Origin of the sequence: uncultured Veillonella sp. (genome assembly GCF_937981445.1) — a bacterium.
In the GTDB taxonomy this organism is placed as follows: Bacteria; Bacillota; Negativicutes; order Veillonellales; family Veillonellaceae; genus Veillonella_A.
The window spans coordinates 16,353-34,650 of the sequence record NZ_CALJON010000041.1; the positions used below are offsets into that span (position 1 = coordinate 16,353).

Consider the following 18,298-nt stretch of genomic DNA (forward strand, 5'->3'; position numbering starts at 1 on the left):
GCTCTATAATTTTATCTATAGCCCACAGGATTTTCCAAGGTGCCAATGCCTTCAATGGTAATGGACACTAAATCATCTTCGTTTAATAGGCGTGGTGGATTAAAGCCGATGCCTACACCTGATGGAGTACCGGTGGAGATAATATCGCCAGGTTCTAAGGTAATGCCTTGGCTCAAGGTGCTAACGAGTTTAGGGATGGAGAAAATTAAATCTTCCGTAGAGCCAGACTGACGAAGCTCGCTATTTACATAGGTGCGTACTTCGAAATGTTTTGGCTGTTTGTCGCCGATTAAAATGGCCGGTCCCATAGGCGCAAAGCCATCTAAGCTTTTACCTAGGAACCATTGCTCATGACGGCATTGTAAATCGCGTGCTGTTACATCATTGAGGATAGTGTAACCAAAAATGTGTTCAAACACTTCGTCTTCAGGGATTTGAGAGCCTCGTTTGCCAATGATAATAGCCAATTCCCCTTCATAGTCCACCATGGAAGTAGCATTCGGATGGAGTGGGATAGTTTGTTTAGGACCGATAACAGCACTAGGAAGTTTCGTGAAGAACACAGGATGTTCTGGTTCTTGTGCTGATTTATCAAATTCGGCCACATGCTCACGGTAGTTTTTGCCTACGCAAATAATATTGCGATGTGGTCGGATTGGTGCTTCAAGGACTACGTCTTGAAGATGATATGGTACAGCTACGGGTGATTCCTTATGCTTCTCTAAAGCCGTAGCGAGGGCTAGGACACCTTCGTCCCCCAAGGTTACTAGCTCTTCAATAGTTTCAGGTAAAAAGGTAAAATAGGCTTCCTCTAAATCAGCACTGCCTAATATAGTTTGCGATTCGTCGTCAATAACGCCCCATTGTTTAAAGCCACTAGGTGCTGTAAATGTTGCAATTTTCATTCGCTGTCCCTCATTTCTCTAATAATTTAATTTTCTTGCTCAGCCATTTTTCGCAGCTTTCTCGATCATTGAAAAAGCGCAGGTCTCGTTCTAAATCAAAGTCAATATACAGGCCGTACACAAAAGGAATCGGTGTATTTTCTGCAATATTAAAGGTGTCAATAGCAATATATGTGCCCGGCTCTTTGGTGGCCTCTAAATCGCTAAATGGAATTTCTTTAATCGTAAAGGCTTCGCCATTGGAGCGGCGGCGCATGCGTTTGGGCACTAAGGAAAAGGTCTTTTTCGTACCTTTTTCACTGATTGTAATGGTAACAGGATTGCTCGTATCGTAATCAGCCATAATCTTGTTTAACGCTGTTTTAAATTCGCGAAGAGTTACCTCTTTTTCTGGTAGTGAGTCGATGATTGCCATAATAGGAGCCTCGTTTCAAAAATAACTTGTTTTGATTTATTAAGTTTGCAATTTTATTTGCAATTTTATGTATATCGTTTTTGCAATTTCCTTATGAGTTTCTGACTATTATTTAATTTAACTATAACATAAAACAATAAAATGATAAAGCTATTCATTGTATTGAGAATAAAAATACATGAGTATAAATGATATATTTTGACATTCTTTTACAAGTAGGGGATAAAACTTAAAATTTCTAGGGAACAAGCATTCATTTAATGATATAATAAAATCAGCATATAATAACATATAATGATGTGTTATAAGAGTCATTTACATACATGAACTTAAGCGCTGTTTTTGAATCGCGCTTATAGGTGAGGAGGATATAGTATGAGTAAACCAGTTGTGGTAGTACCAGGATTTGCAAGAAAAGATGCATTAGCGTATTTAGGTGAACATGTGACCATTAAGCAATGGGATAAACCAGGTGTTATGCCGCGGGATTTATTAAAGGAATGGCTTCAAGAGGCTGATGCACTTTGGTCTGTTAATGGTGTGACTGTAGATGCCGATTTAATTGCGAAGGCATCAAAGTTAAAGGTAATTGCCCAAGCATCGGTTGGCTATGACAATATTAATATTGCAGACTTAACGGCCCGCAATATCCCTTATGGCAATACGCCTGATGTGCTCACTGAAACGGTAGCTGAATTGGCTTTTACGTTAGTGGCTACAGCAAGTCGTCGAATTTTAGAAAATGAAGCCTTTGTAAGAAGTGGCCGTTGGGCTCAAGGCGAGGCGCCAATTAAAGGCCATGATTTGAGCCGTATGACATTAGGGATTATTGGCATGGGTAAAATTGGTGTGTCCATTTCACGCCGCGCTCGCGCCTTTGGTATGACTGTGCTTTATAACAATCGTCACCCACGCAATGATGACAGTTTATATATGACTACATATGTTTCTTTTGACAAATTGTTGAAGGAAAGTGATGTAGTTCTTGTGATGGCGCCACTTACTGATTCCACCTACCATATGATGGATAAAGAAGCCTTTAAAAAAATGAAAAAAGAAGCCCTATTTGTCAATGTAGGACGGGGCAAAATTGTAGATACTGATGCCTTAGTTTGGGCCCTTAATGAAGGGGAAATCGACTATGCAGCCCTCGACGTGACTGATCCGGAACCATTGCCAGCAGATCATCCATTATTTGAAACTGGTAAGGTGCTAGTGGTGCCTCATATTGGGTCTTATACAGACCGCACCCGTCGCGATATGGCGATGCTCACAGCAGACAATATTTTACTAGGCTTGCAGGAAAAACCGCTTAAAACTTGTGTTAACCCTGAAGTAAATTATAAAGACGCTGAATAATTGTAAAGCAGGTAAATGATTGCAAAACAGTTAAATGATTGCAAAGCAACTAAAAGATTGCAAAGAGGCTAAATAATTACAAAGAATCTGAATAATTAAACAGATGCTGAATGATTGCAACGCGTTTGTGCCCTTAATGAGATGAAAAATCTATCCAATTATGGTAAAATAATCGGATAAGAGTAAATAAAGGAAGGATGATTATTCGTGGAAACACCAAATAATGAAACCGTTAATTTTATAGAGTCCATTATTAATAAAGACAATGAAGAAGGCAAGTATGGCAAGCGCGTACATACACGCTTTCCGCCAGAACCAAATGGCTATTTACATATTGGCCATGCGAAATCCATTTGCTTGAACTTTGGTTTAGGGGCAGATTACAAAGGCTTAACGAATCTTCGTTTTGATGATACAAATCCTGTTAAGGAAGATGTGGAATATGTAAATTCCATTGAAGAAGATGTGAAATGGCTCGGCTTTGATTGGGAAGACCGAGAGTACTTTGCGTCTGATTATTTTGACACTATGTATGAATACGCCAAAGAGCTCATCAAAAAAGGCCGTGCATATGTAGATGATCAAACACCAGAAGAGATTAAAAATACTCGTGGTGATTTTTCCACACCAGGTACAGAAAGCCCTTATCGCAATCGCTCGGTAGAGGAAAATCTTCGCTTATTTGAAGAAATGAAGGAAGGTAAATACAAGGACGGGGAAAAGGTGCTTCGCGCTAAAATCGACATGGCATCTCCTAATATTGTCATGCGTGACCCTGTGTTATATCGTATTCTTCACACAGACCACCATCGCACAGGCGACAAATGGTGCATTTATCCAATGTATGATTATGCGCATCCTGTAGAAGATGCTATTGAGCGCATTACCCATTCTGTATGTACGCTAGAGTTCGAAGTGCATCGTCCACTTTATGATTGGGTTCTTGAAGAATGGCCTGATACAGAAAAGCCACAACAGATTGAATTTGCCCGTTTGAATATTACTAATATGGTAATGAGTAAACGTAAGCTTCGTCAGCTAGTAGAGAAAAAGCTAGTAAGTGGCTGGGATGATCCTCGTATGCCAACGATTTCTGGCCTTCGCCGTCGTGGTTATACACCAGAATCTATTCGTGATTTCTGCCAACGCATTGGCGTCGCCAAAGCTGATAGCGTTGTAGATATTGCGCTATTGGAATTCTGTATTCGCGAAGATTTAAAATTAAAAGCACCTCGTCAAATGGCGGTTATTGACCCTGTTAAAGTGGTTATCACTAACTATCCAGAAGGTCAAATTGAAATGGTAACTATTGAAAATAATCCTGAAAATGAAGACATGGGAACTCGTGAAGTGCCATTTGGTCGTGAAATTTATATTGAACAAAACGATTTTATGGAAGTGCCAGTGAAGAAATTCTTCCGTATGACACCAGGGAAGGAAGTTCGCTTAAAAGGCGCTTACATTGTTATGTGTAATGAAGTAATTAAAAATGAAGATGGTTCTATTAAGGAAATCCATTGTACCTATGACCCAGGAACGAAGAGTGGCAGTGGCTGCACTCGTAAAGTAAAAGGGACATTACATTGGGTAGAAGCGTCTACAGCAGTGGATATGGAACTTCGTCTATATGATTATTTATTAAATACAGAAGACGAAGAAAATGCCGGCAAAGACTTCTTAGAACAATTAAATCCTAATTCCTTGACAATCCATCATGGTAAAGGTGAGCCAGCCTTTAAAGATACTCAAGTGGGCGATCGTTTCCAATTCTTGCGTCAAGGGTATTTCGTAACAGATAAAGATAGCACTGCTGATCATATCGTAATGAACCGCATCGTTGGTCTTCGTGATAGTTGGGCTAAAATGCAGAAAAAAGGCTAATAAAAGCCAATATAAGCTGATGAGTTAAAGGAGTGTAAGCATGAACTATAAAATGTGGGGCGCCACTTTATTAGTTGCTATGGCGTTGGGGCTTAATACGACTACCTTCGCAGCAAATAACAAAGTCGTAGATATTAAATCTATTAAGGTGCCAGCGGGCATTACGCTACAAGAGGGAGCACCAAGCTCTGTATTGACTAATAAAGAAGCGATTAGCTCGTATTTATTAAATCTTGGCGTCTTATCTACTGATGTATATCAATTGCGCTATAAAGATAATAATGAGTTCCGTTATGGCGTTGTGGCTGATATTCGCTTAGGCGAAGCAGGCCTTGAGCGCATGGGCATTAAGGGATCGATGCCAATGATTTCGCTAAAAAGTAAGAAGTCTGAGAGCCCAACGTATGTAAAGGACGTAGCAGAATTTATTAATGCGAATGGTGCCAATGTGGAGCATCCATATGTTGTGGTTACCCCTTTGACGGCGCAGAAAAATGGTACCTATGAAGGCGTGATTCGTATGGACACCATCGAAAGTAATAAAATTTATTCTGATACATTGCATATTGTAGTGTATGAAAATCTATACTTTGGTACTTGCATTCGCGTGATTGGCCTTGGCAGTGCTGATGATAGTTTGCTTTGGGCTAAGGTTAAAGACTTTGCTAAAGTGTATAAATAACTAGCTTGTAGCAAGGTTAAGGACTTTGCTAAAGTGTATAAATAATTAACTTGTAGCTTGGTTACGTCGAGGATATTTGTATGAACATATTATTCTATAATTTATTCCGCTATCAGGATGCCGGGCTTTTCTTCTATCGCCTTGTATTTGGCGCTTCTATGATGGCCCATGGATATTTTAAATTTGCTGGTGGCAGCAAGACATTATATGCCATTGGTTCGACCTTGGCACAATTTGGTGTGCCTGATGGATTCCTATTACTAGGGACTTTGGCGGCGGCCTTTGAAATGATTGGGGGCTTTTTACTAATCATTGGCTTCTTAAGTCGCTTAGGAGCCCTTATGATTATTGGCACCTTACTAGTGGCTACCTTGGCGGCCCTTGATGCGGGCTTCTTTAAATGGGACTATCCATCGCAGATGATGTTTGGTGCCATCTTGCTCTTCATTGCTGGGCCTGGGCGGTATAGCATTGATGCGGTGTTTACTAAAAAACGGTAAAACATCGGCATGCATTTTGCAGATACAGGCATGGCGGATTAAATTAATAGGTAAATAAATTTTAAAAGACTATGGTCAAATCACACAGTTTTCAAATGTGTTCGACCATAGTCTTATATTTTTTATTGATTTATAAAAAATACTTACTCAAAACTCAGTAAATTGTATAAAAATGTTTTCATTTATGCTCATAAAATGGTAAACTTAAGTATATGACTAGAATCTAGTAGAAAGAAGACACATTAATGAATATGACATATTTAAAAACTATCCAAGGGGATACTACGTCCCACTGCCCGGTGTGGTTTATGCGCCAAGCAGGTCGGAGTCAAGCAGAATATCGCCGTATTAAAGAGAAGTATTCTTTATTTGAAATTACGCAGCAACCGGAGCTGTGTGCGTACATTACACGTTTACCAGTAGAAGAATATAATGTGGATGCCGCCATTTTATACAAGGATATTATGACCCCTTTGCAGCCTATTGGTGTGCATGTGGAGCTTAAGCCTGGTGTAGGGCCGGTAATTGACAATCCCATTCGAACTCTGAAGGACATTGAAGCGCTTCGTCCCTTGGAGCCAGAAGAGTCCTTACCGCATATTTTAGAAACAATCCGCATTTTAACTCAAGAGCAATTACAAGTGCCTTTGATTGGTTTTTGTGGCGCCCCGTTTACATTAGCGAGCTATATGATTGAAGGGGGCCCGTCAAAGAATTATCAAAAGACGCGTCAAATGTTGGTGTCATCACCAGATCTTTGGGATGCGCTCATGGAAAAGTTAACGGATATGAGCATTACTTATTTAGACGCTCAAATCAAGGCTGGTGCTAGGGCGGTGCAGATTTTTGATTCCTGGGTAGGCGCAGTGAGCGCCTTAGAATATAAAGCGCGGATTTATCCATTTATGCATCGCTTAATTAGTTCCTTAAAAATATTGCATCCTACAACGCCGATTACTATGTTTGGGGTGGGGACGTATCATTTACTTCCACTTTGGAAGGACTTACCTCTTGATGTGATTGGACTCGATTGGCGAGTGCCTATTAGTGAGGCTACCGAGATGGGGATTAAGCAAATTGTACAGGGCAATTTGGACCCATCCTATTTATTTGCTCCGTGGTCCGTCATTCAAGGCGAAATTGATCGTATTTTAGCAGAAGGCAAGGCTCATGGGGCTCATATCTTTAATTTAGGTCATGGCGTAGTGCCTGAGGCTAATCCCGATGTATTGAAGCGTATTGTTGAGTATGTTCATACGGTAACGAGTAAATAGATGGAGGGCCCTATGAAACGAAGAGTGGGTCTTTTAGTTATGGCCTATGGCACCCCACGCTGTGAAGCGGATATTTTGTCATATTATACGAATATTCGTCGTGGCTATCCCCCGACTGAGGACGAAGTCCGCACATTAAAAGCGCGCTATGCCGCTATTGGTGGTCTGTCTCCATTAGCAAAATTGACTGAATGTCAAGCGCAGGAATTAGTCAAGCAATTGAATGGGGTGAGCCTTCATGAGGTTGCCACTCATAAGACTATGGCTGATGTTGCTTCAGGCGAGGCTTTGTTTGATGAGGCTAATTCGGATGTGGTGTATGAATTATTCATTGGTCATAAGCATATAGCGCCAACTATTGAAGATGCTGTATCAGAAATGGCTGATGCCGGAATTACTGAAGCTGTGGCCATTGTTATGGCACCGTATTTTTCCTTGTTTGCTACGGCGGCGTATTTTGAGCGTGCTGAGCGACGGGCACGACGTTATGGTATGACAATTCATCAAGTGCAGGCCTGGAATGAAGAGCCTGAATTTATTGAATATTGGGCGAAAGCCTTGCAAGGGGCCGTAGCTAATGTGAATTTAGCTGACACAGCTATCATTTTTACGGCCCATAGTTTGCCATACCATGTGATTCACATGGGTGATACGTATCCGCAAATGGTAGAGGCTACAGCCCAGCGTATTGCTGAACGGGCTGGAGTGGGTGAATATCATATGGCTTGGCAAAGTGCTGGCGTACGAGGTGATTGGTTAACGCCAAATGTGGAAACTGTTACGGAAGAGGTAGCATCTAAGGTGACATCCATTATTTATGTACCAATTGGCTTTGTTTGTGATCATTTAGAAATTTTATATGACAATGATATTGTGTGCCGTACTCTTTGCGAAGACTTAGGCGTGCAGTATATACGCGTTGCTATGCCGAATGGGGATCCTTTATTTGTAAAGGCCATGACGCAGGCAGTGCGGCGATTAGCAAGGAATAATGAGGTGAAGTGATGAATCGAGTAGCAATAATTGGTGGCGGTCTGACCGGCCTATCTACGGCTTACTATTTAGGTCAAGCACAGCCATCCTGGCAAATCGATGTATATGAAAAAGAAAGCCGTTTTGGTGGCAAGATTAAAACGAAGCGCGTTGATGGCTATGTAGTGGAAGTAGGTCCTGATTCGTATTTGGCGCGCAAGCAGGCCATGACGGATTTAATCAATGAGTTGGGGCTTGGTGAAACGATTGTAACCAATGCAACAGGACAGGCTTTTATTTATAATGATAATCGCATGTTCCCGATTCCCGGCGGTGCTATTGTAGGTATTCCTACGGAGTTCGTGCCATTTGCCAAATCGACCTTGCTTTCTTGGCCTGGTAAATTCCGCGCTATGCAGGATTATTTTAAAAGCCCCTATCCTACTGATGGGGATGTGTCCATTGGAGAATTTTTCCGTTACCATTTAGGTAATGAAATGATGGATAAACTGATTGAGCCCTTGTTGTCGGGGATTTATGGGGGCAATATTTATGAATTAAGCTTAGATGCGACATTCCCAGAATTTCATAGTATGGAACGAAAATACGGGAATATGGTAAAAGGCATGTTAGCAGCACGCAAACAGCGTGGTGCTAGTGGCACGAAGCCAAGTGGTCAGTTCCGTCAATTGACTGGTGGCTTAGAGTCTATTATTGATGCCTTAGTAGCCCAAATGCCATCTAATGTAACTTTGTATAAGAATACAGATGTTACCTCTATTGAAAAGGTGGCGGCTGGGTATGTTTTAGGTGGCACGGTGATGACGCCTTATAATGAACTCATCATTACAACACCACCGCAGAGCTATGGCGCATGGTTTAAGGAGGATTCTAAGTTTAACGAATTGATTTCCATGGACTTATCGTCTTGTGCTATTGCTATTATGGGGTTTGACCGCGCTAGTTTTGATGCTCCGCTTAATGGAACGGGCTTTGTTATTACGCGCAAATGTAAAACACCACTAACGGCTTGCACCTATATTAGTGTGAAATGGCCTCAAACTACGCCAGAAGACCGCGTAGTACTTCGCGTGTTCATGGGGAAACCAGGGGACGATACAGTACAGCGCTTAGATGAGGAGTCCTTAAAAGAGCTGGCTTTAGAAGAAATTCAAAAGATTATGAATTTCACGGCTAAGCCGTTATGGACTGAGTTAACTCGTTTAAATAAGAGCATGCCACAATACAAAGTGGGGCACCGTGATATGATTGCTCGTTTGACTGCTTATGCCAATAAGGCTTATCCAGGGCTTCATATGATTGGCACACCATTTGATGGTGTGGGCATGCCTGATGGAGTTCGTCAAGCTAAGACTTTAGTAGATAAACAATTTTCAAATCGATAATTTACAAATAGCTAAATTATAAATAGCTAAATTACAAATAGATAATTTGACATGAGGAGGTAATAGTATGGAAGAACAAAAACATCATCATGGGATGGGAATTCACAATTCAAATTTAGCAGAAGGTCATCCTCATGGTGCTAGCACCGATGAAAAATCCCCAGCTGTATTAACTTATGAAGGTTGGTTTAGCATTCATGCTACATATCGTATTGATTTTCAAAAATGGCAGACTTGGGCGCCACAAAAACAGGCGGACGCATTAGCTGAGTTTAAAGCTTTTATTGGTGAATTAGAAGTTCGCCATGAAGCGCATGAAGCAAGTTATGCTTTATATAATGTGGCGGGGCAAAAGGGTGATCTTTTGATTTGGTTCTTAGAGCCAACCCTTGAAGAAGTGACAGCTCGTGAAACAGCCCTTCGTAAAATGGCTATCGGTGATGTATTAATTCCAACAGCTTCTTTTGTAGCCGTTATTGAAGTAAGTAATTACATGCGCACTGATATTAATCATCCAAAGGTACAAGCTCGCTTATATCCTAAAGTACCTCGTTTAAAATACATGTGCTTCTATCCTATGAGCAAACAACGTCATTTAACTGATAACTGGTATATGACAAGTCGTGAAGAACGCGGTCGTATGATGCGCTCTCATGGTCAAATTGGTAAGAAGTATGAAGATACTATCAAGGAATTTACTACGGGTGCTTGTGGCCTTGATGATTGGGAATGGGGCATTACACTCATGTCTGATGATCCAGTGCAGTTTAAGAAAATTGTCAATGAAATGCGCTTTGATGAAGTAAGTGCGCGTTTTGGTATTTTTGGACCATTTACAGTAGGGACTATTTTAGACGAAGCCGGTCTTGATCAATTGTTTGCGTAAGTTTTGTAGTAGACTGGTTGCGCCTGTGTTAAAACGTTTTAATTGCTAGTTTTATTATTAGTTTATTTACTAGTTTTTAATGCTAGCTTTTATTACTGACTTTTAATGCTAGTTTAATGCTAGTTTATTGCTAGTTTTCAGAATAGATTCTATAAATAAATTAAAAAATAGATAGAGATGAGCTATGAATCCTTTAAAAGAGTATAAGCATATAGTAACGTTAATTATTTTAGCCGGTATTGTATTTCTGATTGCCATCAAGTTCGATTCCATATTAGTTAATGTTCGCTTAGTCCTTAATGCGATCATGCCGCTCGTATGGGGCATTTTAATTGCGTTTGTTTTAAATATTATTGTTAAACGATTTGAGCAAATTTATGCGCCGAAGAGCACGAAGAAATGGGTGATTGCCTCACGGCGTCCCGTATGTATCGTGTTGGCTATTTTATCTGTATTATTGGCCTTATTTATAGTGGGCTGGATGGCGGTGCCTCAATTGGTACATTCCCTTACTATTATTGTGCAAGCCGTACCTGGTTTGTATGAACAGGGCAGCCAGTTTGTTAGCAGTTTTATTGCGAATACGCCAGCTCTTCATGATTCGGGCGTAATGAATTCCATTTCACCTGAGTCATTTGCAGATAATCTTAAAAAGATTGGCGCTGATAGTGGTCGCTATATTGTGCGCACTATGAGCGATACGGTAGAGTGGGTCTTCGATTTTGTAGTAGGCCTTATCTTTGCCATTTATGTTCTATTGGACAAAGAAACATTGCGTAGTCAATTAGGCCGGATTTGTCGGGCTTATGGACGAGAACATCGCATTGGCGTATTTGTTCATGTGTGGCGCGTAGCTAGTCAAGTGTTCAGTAGTTTCTTTATCGGTCAATTTTTAGATGCATTGATTCTAGGTGTTATGGTCGGTGCGGGACTGGCAATTTTCTCCGTCCCTTATGCGCTGACTATTGGCTGTGTAATTGGCTTAACGGCTCTTATTCCGCTTTTAGGGGCCTATATCGGTGGTTTCATGGGGATGATTATGTTGCTCTCCGTGTCGACTATGGATGCGTTGATTTTTATTATTATCTTAGTTGTTATGCAACAAATTGAAGGTAATTTTATTTATCCTAAAATTGTGGGCGGCTCTGTAGGGCTTCCAGGCATTTGGGTGTTTGCAGCAATTACAGTGGGCGGTACTTTATATGGTGTGCCAGGTATTTTGTTGAGCGTACCATTGGGCGCTACGATTTATAAATTAGTCCGTGAAGATGTAGACAAACGCTTGGCCTCTAAGGCACAAAAGGCCCATGCCCATGAAGAGAAACAACATCTTCATAAGGCACAAATTAATGAGGAGCATGTAACGCTTCAGGAGACTAATCCAAAAGAATAAACTACCAATAGAATTCTCAAAACTGAGGATTCCGTGAAATTGATTGAGAACAATTAATACCTGTGATATACTTATCGTATATTACTGTTTAGGAGGTAAGGAATGAATAAAAAACTAACATCCCTCGCTTTGGCTGGGGTTATGGCTGTTGGTGCATGGTCCCTTACTGCTGTAGGTACTGTGTCTGCAGCAGATGCTGCTGATGTGACACCAACTACAGTGACTCGTCAAGAAGGTCAGTCTATGGTTCTTAGCATGCGTGAAGTGGCTGGCATTTTCTTAGGAAAATACCCTAATTCTGCGATTCACTCCATTTCACTAAAACCAGATAAAGGCCGTTTTGCTTATGTAGTAGAAGGTTATACACTAAAGAAAACATACAAATTACAAATTGATGTTATTACATCTAAGATTATTAAGGAGACGGTAGATGACAAGGAAAAAGATATTCCAAACCGCATCTTCAATCCTTTAAATGTAATGGAACCTAAGAAGGCAGAAGCAATTGCTGTAGCTCAAATTGGCGAAGGTGCTTTGAGCAAGGGCTGGGAAGTGAAAGCTGAAAATGGTGAAGTAACGTATGTAGTAGCGGTTTACCGAAATGGTGAAAAAGTAGATATTACACTCAATGCTGTTACTGGTGACATTCTTTCTGTTAGCGAACCAGAACCAATGATTATTAGCGATGATGGTGCTGATGCTGAAGTGGAAGGCGAAGACACTTGGTTTGTACCAAAACAATTTAGATAATCTATATAAAAAGGTGCACATGTGACGCATGTGCATTTTTTTATGAGTATAATGTTGACTAAAATCATCCACATATATAATTTAAATAGGAGGTCTATGTGATAGTTAAAACTGCACGGCAAGAGCTTATTCGCTTTAAAAATAAGGCCATAGGGTTAGGGAGTTTTAGCTTACTAGGAACCTTAGCGATAGTAGGGCAAGCTTGGTTTTTTGCCGTATTAATTAATGAAACATTTTTCTTAGGGAAATCCTTAGCTGATGTAGGCAGCACCTTACTTTGTCTAGGCGGCGCTATTTTGCTTCGTATGATTGCTACGTTTTGGCAAGAGCAAGTGGCACAGGATTTAGCCAGCCTGGCTAAGGAGGATTTACGGCAGCAAATTTGGTCCCATTTGATGCGTCTTGGGCCTTTTACAGGAGAGCGACATGGCGATGTGGTTCATTTATTAACCGATGGACTGGAAAATGTGGAAGCCTATATCGCCCGCTATGTGCCGCAAATGCTGTATGCCATGATGATTCCTTTGGTCATGGCTATCGCTATAATTGATGCGGCCCCTTGGGTTGCTATTATATTATTTATTACATTTCCACTCATTCCGTTCTTTATGATTTTAATTGGTCGTAAGGCTGAAAAAATGAATAAGGAACAGTGGGAGCGTATGAGCTTTTTGAGTGGCCATTTTCTTGATGTATTGCAAGGTATTGTAACACTTAAACTGTTTGGTCGGTCAGAAGAGCAAGTCTCAGTTATTGAACGATTATCTGCTGAGTTTAGAGATTCTACGCTGCGCGTGTTGCGCATTGCCTTTTTATCGGCCTTAGTATTGGAATTAGTGAGCACCATTAGTACGGCTTTGATTGCCGTATATATGGGGGTGGCTCTATTGTATGGGCATGAAGAGTTTTTACCAGCGTTCTTTGTGCTCTTATTGGCACCTGAATTTTATGCGCCCTTAAGGCAATTAGGGGCGGCGTTCCACAGGGGCATGGCAGGGCAAGTGAGCTTAAGTAAAATTGATGAATTTTTAGCCATCCCAGTGCAAGAACCGATTTCAGGGACTCATGAGTTTAATAAAACAGAGCCTATCTATGAGGTGCAATTTGATGCGGTAGGCTATGAATATCCATCACTTCATGGTGAGGCTGTAAGGGACAAATTTGGTCTTGAAACGATAGAGTTTACCCTTAAACGAGGGGACATTACGATGCTCGTTGGTGAAAGTGGGGCCGGTAAGAGTACGATTGCTCATTTGTTGATGCGCTTAATGGCACCTACGAAGGGGCGTATTCTGGTAGACGGCATTGATTTGCTCAGTGTCAATACGGAGAACTGGCGTGATCTCGTTACCTTTGTGCCGCAACAACCTCATTTATTTAAAGGTACATTACGAGACAATATTACCTTTCATCAGCCCATGGAGGAAGCTCGTGTCGAAGAAGCCCTTCGTTTAGTAGAAGCGGACGAATTTATTGCAGAATTGCCAGATGGTTTAGATACTGTAATTAGTGAAGGTGGCGTGGGCCTTTCTGGTGGTCAAAGGCAGCGCATTGCCTTGGCACGTGCCTTTTTGAAACAAGCGTCGATTCTAGTTCTCGATGAAATTACAGCGCATCTTGATGTGGCCACAGAGCAGTCCTTAGCTAAGGCTTTAAAGGTATTAATGAAGGACCGTATTGTGTTATTAGTAGGCCATCGCTTAGCTACTATGCGTTGGGCTGACCATCTCTTAGTTATGCGTGAGGGTCATATTATTGAACGAGGGGGCTTTGATGAGCTCGTTCATAGGGGCGGTTATTTTAGTAAGCTGGTAGCGGCCGGCATGGGACGACCTCTCACTGAAGAGGTATTGCAGGAAATAAAAACAAATGCGTATGACGGCATCGATCATGACTCGTCTGCAATGACTTATGAACGCAATGCTGGCATAAATAGGGGCATTGTCGGTGAAATTAGGCGAGGTATTACTAGGGGCGTTAACAGAGACGCTGAGAGTGGCGTTGTCAGTGAAGTTAACAGTGGCCTTAGCCGAGGAAACAGCAGCAGTCTCAACCGAGGAAACACCAGTAATCTTAATAGTGGAAACAGCAGCAGTCTTAATAAGGAGCTGACTTCCACTGGTTGGCTTAATCGCCTTTTTGCTGTCCTAGGACCAGCGCGAAATTCCTTATGGCTTAGCCTTTTATTTTCATTCCTCACGGTATTTATGAATGTAGGTCTATTGACTACGTCTGCTTGGCTTATTACGGAAGCAGCTTTGCGACCTGAATTAGCTGCGTTGAGTTTAGCTATTGTGGGTGTTCGATTCTTTGGGATTGCCCGCGCTGTTTGCCGCTATATTGAACGCTATGTGTCGCATTATATGGCCTTTCAGGGTTTGTATGGTCTTCGCTGTTGGTTTTATAAAAAATTAGAACCTTTAGTGCCAGCTGTACTTAATCGTTTTAGTAGCGGAGAAGTATTAGGCCGCATTATGGCAGATATTGAAACATTACAGTTTTTCTACTTGCGCGTTATTATTCCGCCAGTAGGGGCTGTGTTGTTGACCTTCATTGGCTTTTATTTCTTGTCTCATTTCTCCATGTATTTGGTGGTCTTATTAGGTCTTGCATTTATTTTAGGTGCTATAGTGATTCCTTATGGCGTATTTTTACATAATTGCAAGGCTACTGATGCAGCGCTGGGCTATCGCAGTGATGTTAAAAACACCATAGTGGAAAGTTTAGCCGGCATCATGGATATTTTGACGTATAAACAGGAGCAGCCTGTTAGCGACCGAGTGAGTGAAGAGTTTAAGACCCTCAGTATGGCCCAGCAGGTAGTAGAGCGCGGCGTGAATTGGGGCGATACTTTATTATTAGGCCTTACACAACTCACCATGGTTGCAGGGGCTATGATCATGATTCCAGTGGCTCACGGCAGTCAAACAGAGGGCGTGTTTATCGCAGTGGTAGCTATTTCCTTGCAGTCTTATTTTGAAGCCTTGGTGCCGTTAGCGATTTCTTGGTATCATGGTCGAGAAAGTAAGGCGGCCATGAATCGCTTGTTAAGTTTAGCTGAGCAAGAACCGGCAGTGGTTGATACGGGGCGACCTAGTGGTATTGAGCCTAGTGCAGTAGGTATACGCTTTGATTCAGTAAGCTTTGCTTATCCTAGTGAGGTGCAAAAGCTTGTATATGACAAGGTATCTCTTGAAATTGAGGCAGCGGAAAAAGTGGCTTTAGTTGGGCCAAGCGGGTCAGGAAAGACAACCTTGCTCACTTTATTGGAACGTTTTTATGATTATGACGGGCAGATCTATTTAGGCAATCAAGAATTGCGCACCATTCCCATTAGTGAAGCGCGCAGTTATTATGGAAGCTTGACGCAGGACTCATATTTATTCCATGCTAGTTTAGAAGATAATATTCGTTTAGCGAAACCGACAGCCACTGAAGAGGAACTGGCACAGGCTCTACGCTTTGCCGCTATTTATGACTGGGCCATGGCCCTACCTAATGGTTTAAAAACTATTATTGGCAGTGGTGGCATGGGGGTCAGCGGTGGGCAGAAACAGCGCATTGCCTTGGCTCGCTTATGGCTTCGTAACAGTCTTATTCTTCTCTTAGATGAACCGTTAGAAGGGTTAGATCAAGTGGTGCGAGAAGAAATTCAAAGCTCCTTACATACCTTGATGCGCCACAAGACCGTAATTTGCGTTACACATCATTTAGGTGGTTTAGAAAAAATGGACCGCATTTTGTTTATGGATCATGGACAAATCATTGAAGATGGTAGCTATGACGAATTAATGGCAAAACGTGGAGCTTTCTATGCGTACCGAAAATTATCTATGGAAAGCGTATAAACTTGTAGGGGATAAATTAGTAATGTAGAAATTGGTAGTGTATAAATTGATAGTGAATAAATTGGTAAGCCTTTTGTAAATTATGCCATAAAAACCAAGTTATATGAGCTTTTTGTAATGTCTTAGTAAAGCTTTAGTTAGGCCTATTGTTTTTATTTTTCCTTTCTGTACAATAAGAGTATGAGAAAAAACTTCCATACGTATCCATTGGTGATTTACTTTTTGTGAAAAAAACTTTTTTGTAAAAGACTTTTGGTAAGAGATTTCTTGTAAAAGACTTTTTGTAAAAGATTTTTTCTAAAAGAAGGGGGCTATTAGTCCCTAGCAAATTGTAAACAAGGTAGAAAGGAATCGGTGACGTATATGATGCGTAATGCTATGTCCACATGTATGGTTTCAAGTGAAATGAAAGTAGTGACCGTATTAGCTTCACCTATGCATATAGGGAGCGCAGTAGGGGCGACTAATTTTTGTTTCTTGGCCACCATTGGACCTAATGCAATGCGCTTTAATTTAAAAGAGCCGGTTTTATAAAAATGGGAGAGAACAGTAGCTATAGGAGGGGTTTCCTTATGGGGCCCTTCTTTTGATGTAGGAGTGAAGATCGAGTATGTGTCATGGAACGATTTCCCCTTATGTCTATAAGACGCCTGTTTACAGTTAAAAGCGGCAAAACACTCTGGAGCTGCTTGTTTGATGGGGCGCAGTTACGACTCATAGGCGCCCTTGTCAGTGGGTTTTCTGTAAGAGTTTGAAAATACCTTTCCTTATGGTATAATTGGAATGTTAAGAACATGCTAAATCCATAGGGGGATTTATGAGTAAAATAGTAACACGTTTATTGGAAATAGCAGAATCAATGACCGCTAAGAATCGTAAACAAGCGTTACCAGCTACTCCCGCTGTTGAGGTTGAACCTGTAGCAGCGGCCGCACAAGAAGAATGTCATTTATATGAACATCGCATTATTAGTGTGGAAGAGGATGCAATCAATCGAATTATTAAAGCGCAATTACGTAATCATTGGTTATTTTATTCTGTTACTTTTGAGTTTGAACCCAATAATAAAGTGTACTTAGGAATAATTACGACTTTAGGCAATGTCATTACTGTTGAGTTTTCTATTGAAGACTTATGGTTTGATGACTATGCGACGGGTTTTTCTATAAAATTAAATATGTCTGATGTGGACATGGGTGGCTTTATATTAAATACGCTAGTTCATTCCTTAGGCAATTGGAGTCTTAGTTTATTAGGCACCTTCTTCAATCCTTTTGAAATTGGTGATGATGGCTCTACTATGCGTTTTGAAAAGAAAGGGATTATTCGTTTTGATTTAGCTCCGGATAGTCCGATTCGCCGTTTGATTCCATGGCCTGCTAGAACGGCTGAAGCAAAAGGGCCGGCTCTTTTAATTAATGCTAAAACTGAACAATCAGCTTTACAATTAGAGTATTACGCATTTCGCGATGAAGTAGAGACTCATAATGTGCAAGATATTCCTGTTAAAACAAGCTGGGTTCGCTCCGTTGATATGGCAGCAGCGTTGCTATTGCCTATTGGGGTGTGGATTAGTTTTGTCATTTTGCACCATTATTTGCCAGCCGAAACTATCGAGTTTTCCTTTTCCACATACTTCCTCATTTCGTTGGGGATTTTGTGCATCAGTTTTATTGTTATGAATATACCTCGGTATATTTATATGTATTTTGATTCGCGAAAGAAATGGCAAAGCGTATTTGTGCATAATAATATTAAGATTCAGATGCGTAAATTGCAGCGCCGTATTACCATTCAACAGGCGTCATTAAAGAAAAATGGCGTTCAGAATGATGAAAAATGTCAGGCTAATATTCGCGATTTATTACTACAAATTCGGGATAAGCGATTTTTAGCGCAACGCTTGCGTATTGCCGATGAAGATCGAGATAGAAAACAAAAAGTAAAATTCATTATTGCATATATCGTATGTACTCTATTAGAATGGATTTTATTAATTCGCTAATAGTACTTACACTTACTTAAGG

15 protein-coding genes are annotated in these 18,298 nt (G+C 40.9%); 13 read left to right on the forward strand and 2 right to left on the reverse strand.

What is annotated here, in order from left to right:
* Positions 1-11: 11 nt before the first annotated feature.
* Both Q0376_RS06605 and Q0376_RS06610 read right to left on the reverse strand, forming a co-directional pair.
* Positions 12-905, reverse strand: coding sequence for a fumarylacetoacetate hydrolase family protein (locus Q0376_RS06605; RefSeq protein WP_298705513.1), 894 nt, complete (start codon positions 903-905; stop codon positions 12-14).
* Positions 906-915: 10 nt separating this feature from the next.
* Positions 916-1,320 (reverse strand): hypothetical protein, encoded by a 405-nt coding sequence (locus Q0376_RS06610; protein WP_298705516.1) that lies wholly within the window; start codon positions 1,318-1,320, stop codon positions 916-918.
* Between the two features lie 375 nt (positions 1,321-1,695).
* Here Q0376_RS06610 and Q0376_RS06615 point away from each other — a divergent pair, with 375 nt between their 5' ends.
* From Q0376_RS06615 to Q0376_RS06675, 13 genes are all read left to right on the forward strand, one after another.
* On the forward strand, positions 1,696-2,679 hold the full coding sequence (locus Q0376_RS06615) for a D-glycerate dehydrogenase (protein WP_298705520.1): 984 nt from the start codon (positions 1,696-1,698) through the stop codon (positions 2,677-2,679).
* 207 nt (positions 2,680-2,886) lie between these two features.
* A complete protein-coding gene (locus Q0376_RS06620) occupies positions 2,887-4,560 on the forward strand; it encodes a glutamine--tRNA ligase/YqeY domain fusion protein (protein WP_298705523.1) in 1,674 nt (557 codons plus the stop codon).
* 40 nt (positions 4,561-4,600) lie between these two features.
* Positions 4,601-5,242 carry a hypothetical protein gene (locus Q0376_RS06625; RefSeq protein ID WP_298705526.1) on the forward strand — a complete coding sequence of 214 codons (642 nt, stop codon included), beginning with the start codon at positions 4,601-4,603 and terminating at the stop codon, positions 5,240-5,242.
* Between the two features lie 80 nt (positions 5,243-5,322).
* Positions 5,323-5,742 carry a DoxX family protein gene (locus Q0376_RS06630; protein WP_298705529.1) on the forward strand — a complete coding sequence of 140 codons (420 nt, stop codon included), beginning with the start codon at positions 5,323-5,325 and terminating at the stop codon, positions 5,740-5,742.
* A 245-nt stretch (positions 5,743-5,987) separates the two neighbouring features.
* On the forward strand, positions 5,988-7,016 hold the full coding sequence (gene hemE, locus Q0376_RS06635; protein WP_298705532.1) for a uroporphyrinogen decarboxylase: 1,029 nt from the start codon (positions 5,988-5,990) through the stop codon (positions 7,014-7,016).
* Positions 7,017-7,028: 12 nt separating this feature from the next.
* Complete coding sequence (gene hemH, locus Q0376_RS06640; RefSeq protein ID WP_298705535.1) at positions 7,029-8,021, forward strand: ferrochelatase; 993 nt, start codon at positions 7,029-7,031, stop codon at positions 8,019-8,021.
* A complete protein-coding gene (gene hemG / locus Q0376_RS06645) occupies positions 8,021-9,394 on the forward strand; it encodes a protoporphyrinogen oxidase (RefSeq protein WP_298705538.1) in 1,374 nt (457 codons plus the stop codon). The genes hemH and hemG overlap by 1 nt, the downstream gene beginning before the upstream one ends.
* Before the next feature lie 67 nt (positions 9,395-9,461).
* Positions 9,462-10,280 carry a hydrogen peroxide-dependent heme synthase gene (gene hemQ / locus Q0376_RS06650; protein WP_298705541.1) on the forward strand — a complete coding sequence of 273 codons (819 nt, stop codon included), beginning with the start codon at positions 9,462-9,464 and terminating at the stop codon, positions 10,278-10,280.
* 184 nt (positions 10,281-10,464) lie between these two features.
* Entirely contained in the window at positions 10,465-11,673 is a 1,209-nt protein-coding gene (locus tag Q0376_RS06655; protein ID WP_298705544.1) for an AI-2E family transporter, read from the forward strand.
* Positions 11,674-11,775: 102 nt separating this feature from the next.
* Positions 11,776-12,423, forward strand: coding sequence for a PepSY domain-containing protein (locus Q0376_RS06660; RefSeq protein WP_298705547.1), 648 nt, complete (start codon positions 11,776-11,778; stop codon positions 12,421-12,423).
* Positions 12,424-12,521: 98 nt separating this feature from the next.
* Positions 12,522-16,271, forward strand: coding sequence for a thiol reductant ABC exporter subunit CydD (gene cydD / locus Q0376_RS06665; protein ID WP_298705550.1), 3,750 nt, complete (start codon positions 12,522-12,524; stop codon positions 16,269-16,271).
* A gap of 378 nt (positions 16,272-16,649) precedes the next feature.
* Positions 16,650-16,805 carry a hypothetical protein gene (locus Q0376_RS06670; RefSeq protein ID WP_298705553.1) on the forward strand — a complete coding sequence of 52 codons (156 nt, stop codon included), beginning with the start codon at positions 16,650-16,652 and terminating at the stop codon, positions 16,803-16,805.
* Between the two features lie 283 nt (positions 16,806-17,088).
* Positions 17,089-18,276: a hypothetical protein gene (locus Q0376_RS06675; RefSeq protein WP_298705556.1), complete on the forward strand. Its 1,188-nt coding sequence runs from the start codon at positions 17,089-17,091 to the stop codon at positions 18,274-18,276.
* Positions 18,277-18,298 lie beyond the last annotated feature (22 nt).

What these genes read in the sequence shown, in the direction of transcription:
- Q0376_RS06670 (WP_298705553.1), top strand. Translation starts at nt 16,650, where the DNA reads ATGTCCACATGTATGGTTTCAAGTGAAATGAAAGTAGTGACCGTATTA.
- Q0376_RS06675 (WP_298705556.1), top strand. Translation starts at nt 17,089, where the DNA reads ATGAGTAAAATAGTAACACGTTTATTGGAAATAGCAGAATCAATGACC.
- hemH (WP_298705535.1), top strand. Translation starts at nt 7,029, where the DNA reads ATGAAACGAAGAGTGGGTCTTTTAGTTATGGCCTATGGCACCCCACGC.
- hemE (WP_298705532.1), top strand. Translation starts at nt 5,988, where the DNA reads ATGAATATGACATATTTAAAAACTATCCAAGGGGATACTACGTCCCAC.
- Q0376_RS06615 (WP_298705520.1), top strand. Translation starts at nt 1,696, where the DNA reads ATGAGTAAACCAGTTGTGGTAGTACCAGGATTTGCAAGAAAAGATGCA.
- Q0376_RS06625 (WP_298705526.1), top strand. Translation starts at nt 4,601, where the DNA reads ATGAACTATAAAATGTGGGGCGCCACTTTATTAGTTGCTATGGCGTTG.
- Q0376_RS06605 (WP_298705513.1), bottom strand. Translation starts at nt 905, where the DNA reads ATGAAAATTGCAACATTTACAGCACCTAGTGGCTTTAAACAATGGGGC.
- Q0376_RS06655 (WP_298705544.1), top strand. Translation starts at nt 10,465, where the DNA reads ATGAATCCTTTAAAAGAGTATAAGCATATAGTAACGTTAATTATTTTA.
- hemQ (WP_298705541.1), top strand. Translation starts at nt 9,462, where the DNA reads ATGGAAGAACAAAAACATCATCATGGGATGGGAATTCACAATTCAAAT.
- hemG (WP_298705538.1), top strand. Translation starts at nt 8,021, where the DNA reads ATGAATCGAGTAGCAATAATTGGTGGCGGTCTGACCGGCCTATCTACG.
- Q0376_RS06660 (WP_298705547.1), top strand. Translation starts at nt 11,776, where the DNA reads ATGAATAAAAAACTAACATCCCTCGCTTTGGCTGGGGTTATGGCTGTT.
- Q0376_RS06630 (WP_298705529.1), top strand. Translation starts at nt 5,323, where the DNA reads ATGAACATATTATTCTATAATTTATTCCGCTATCAGGATGCCGGGCTT.
- Q0376_RS06610 (WP_298705516.1), bottom strand. Translation starts at nt 1,320, where the DNA reads ATGGCAATCATCGACTCACTACCAGAAAAAGAGGTAACTCTTCGCGAA.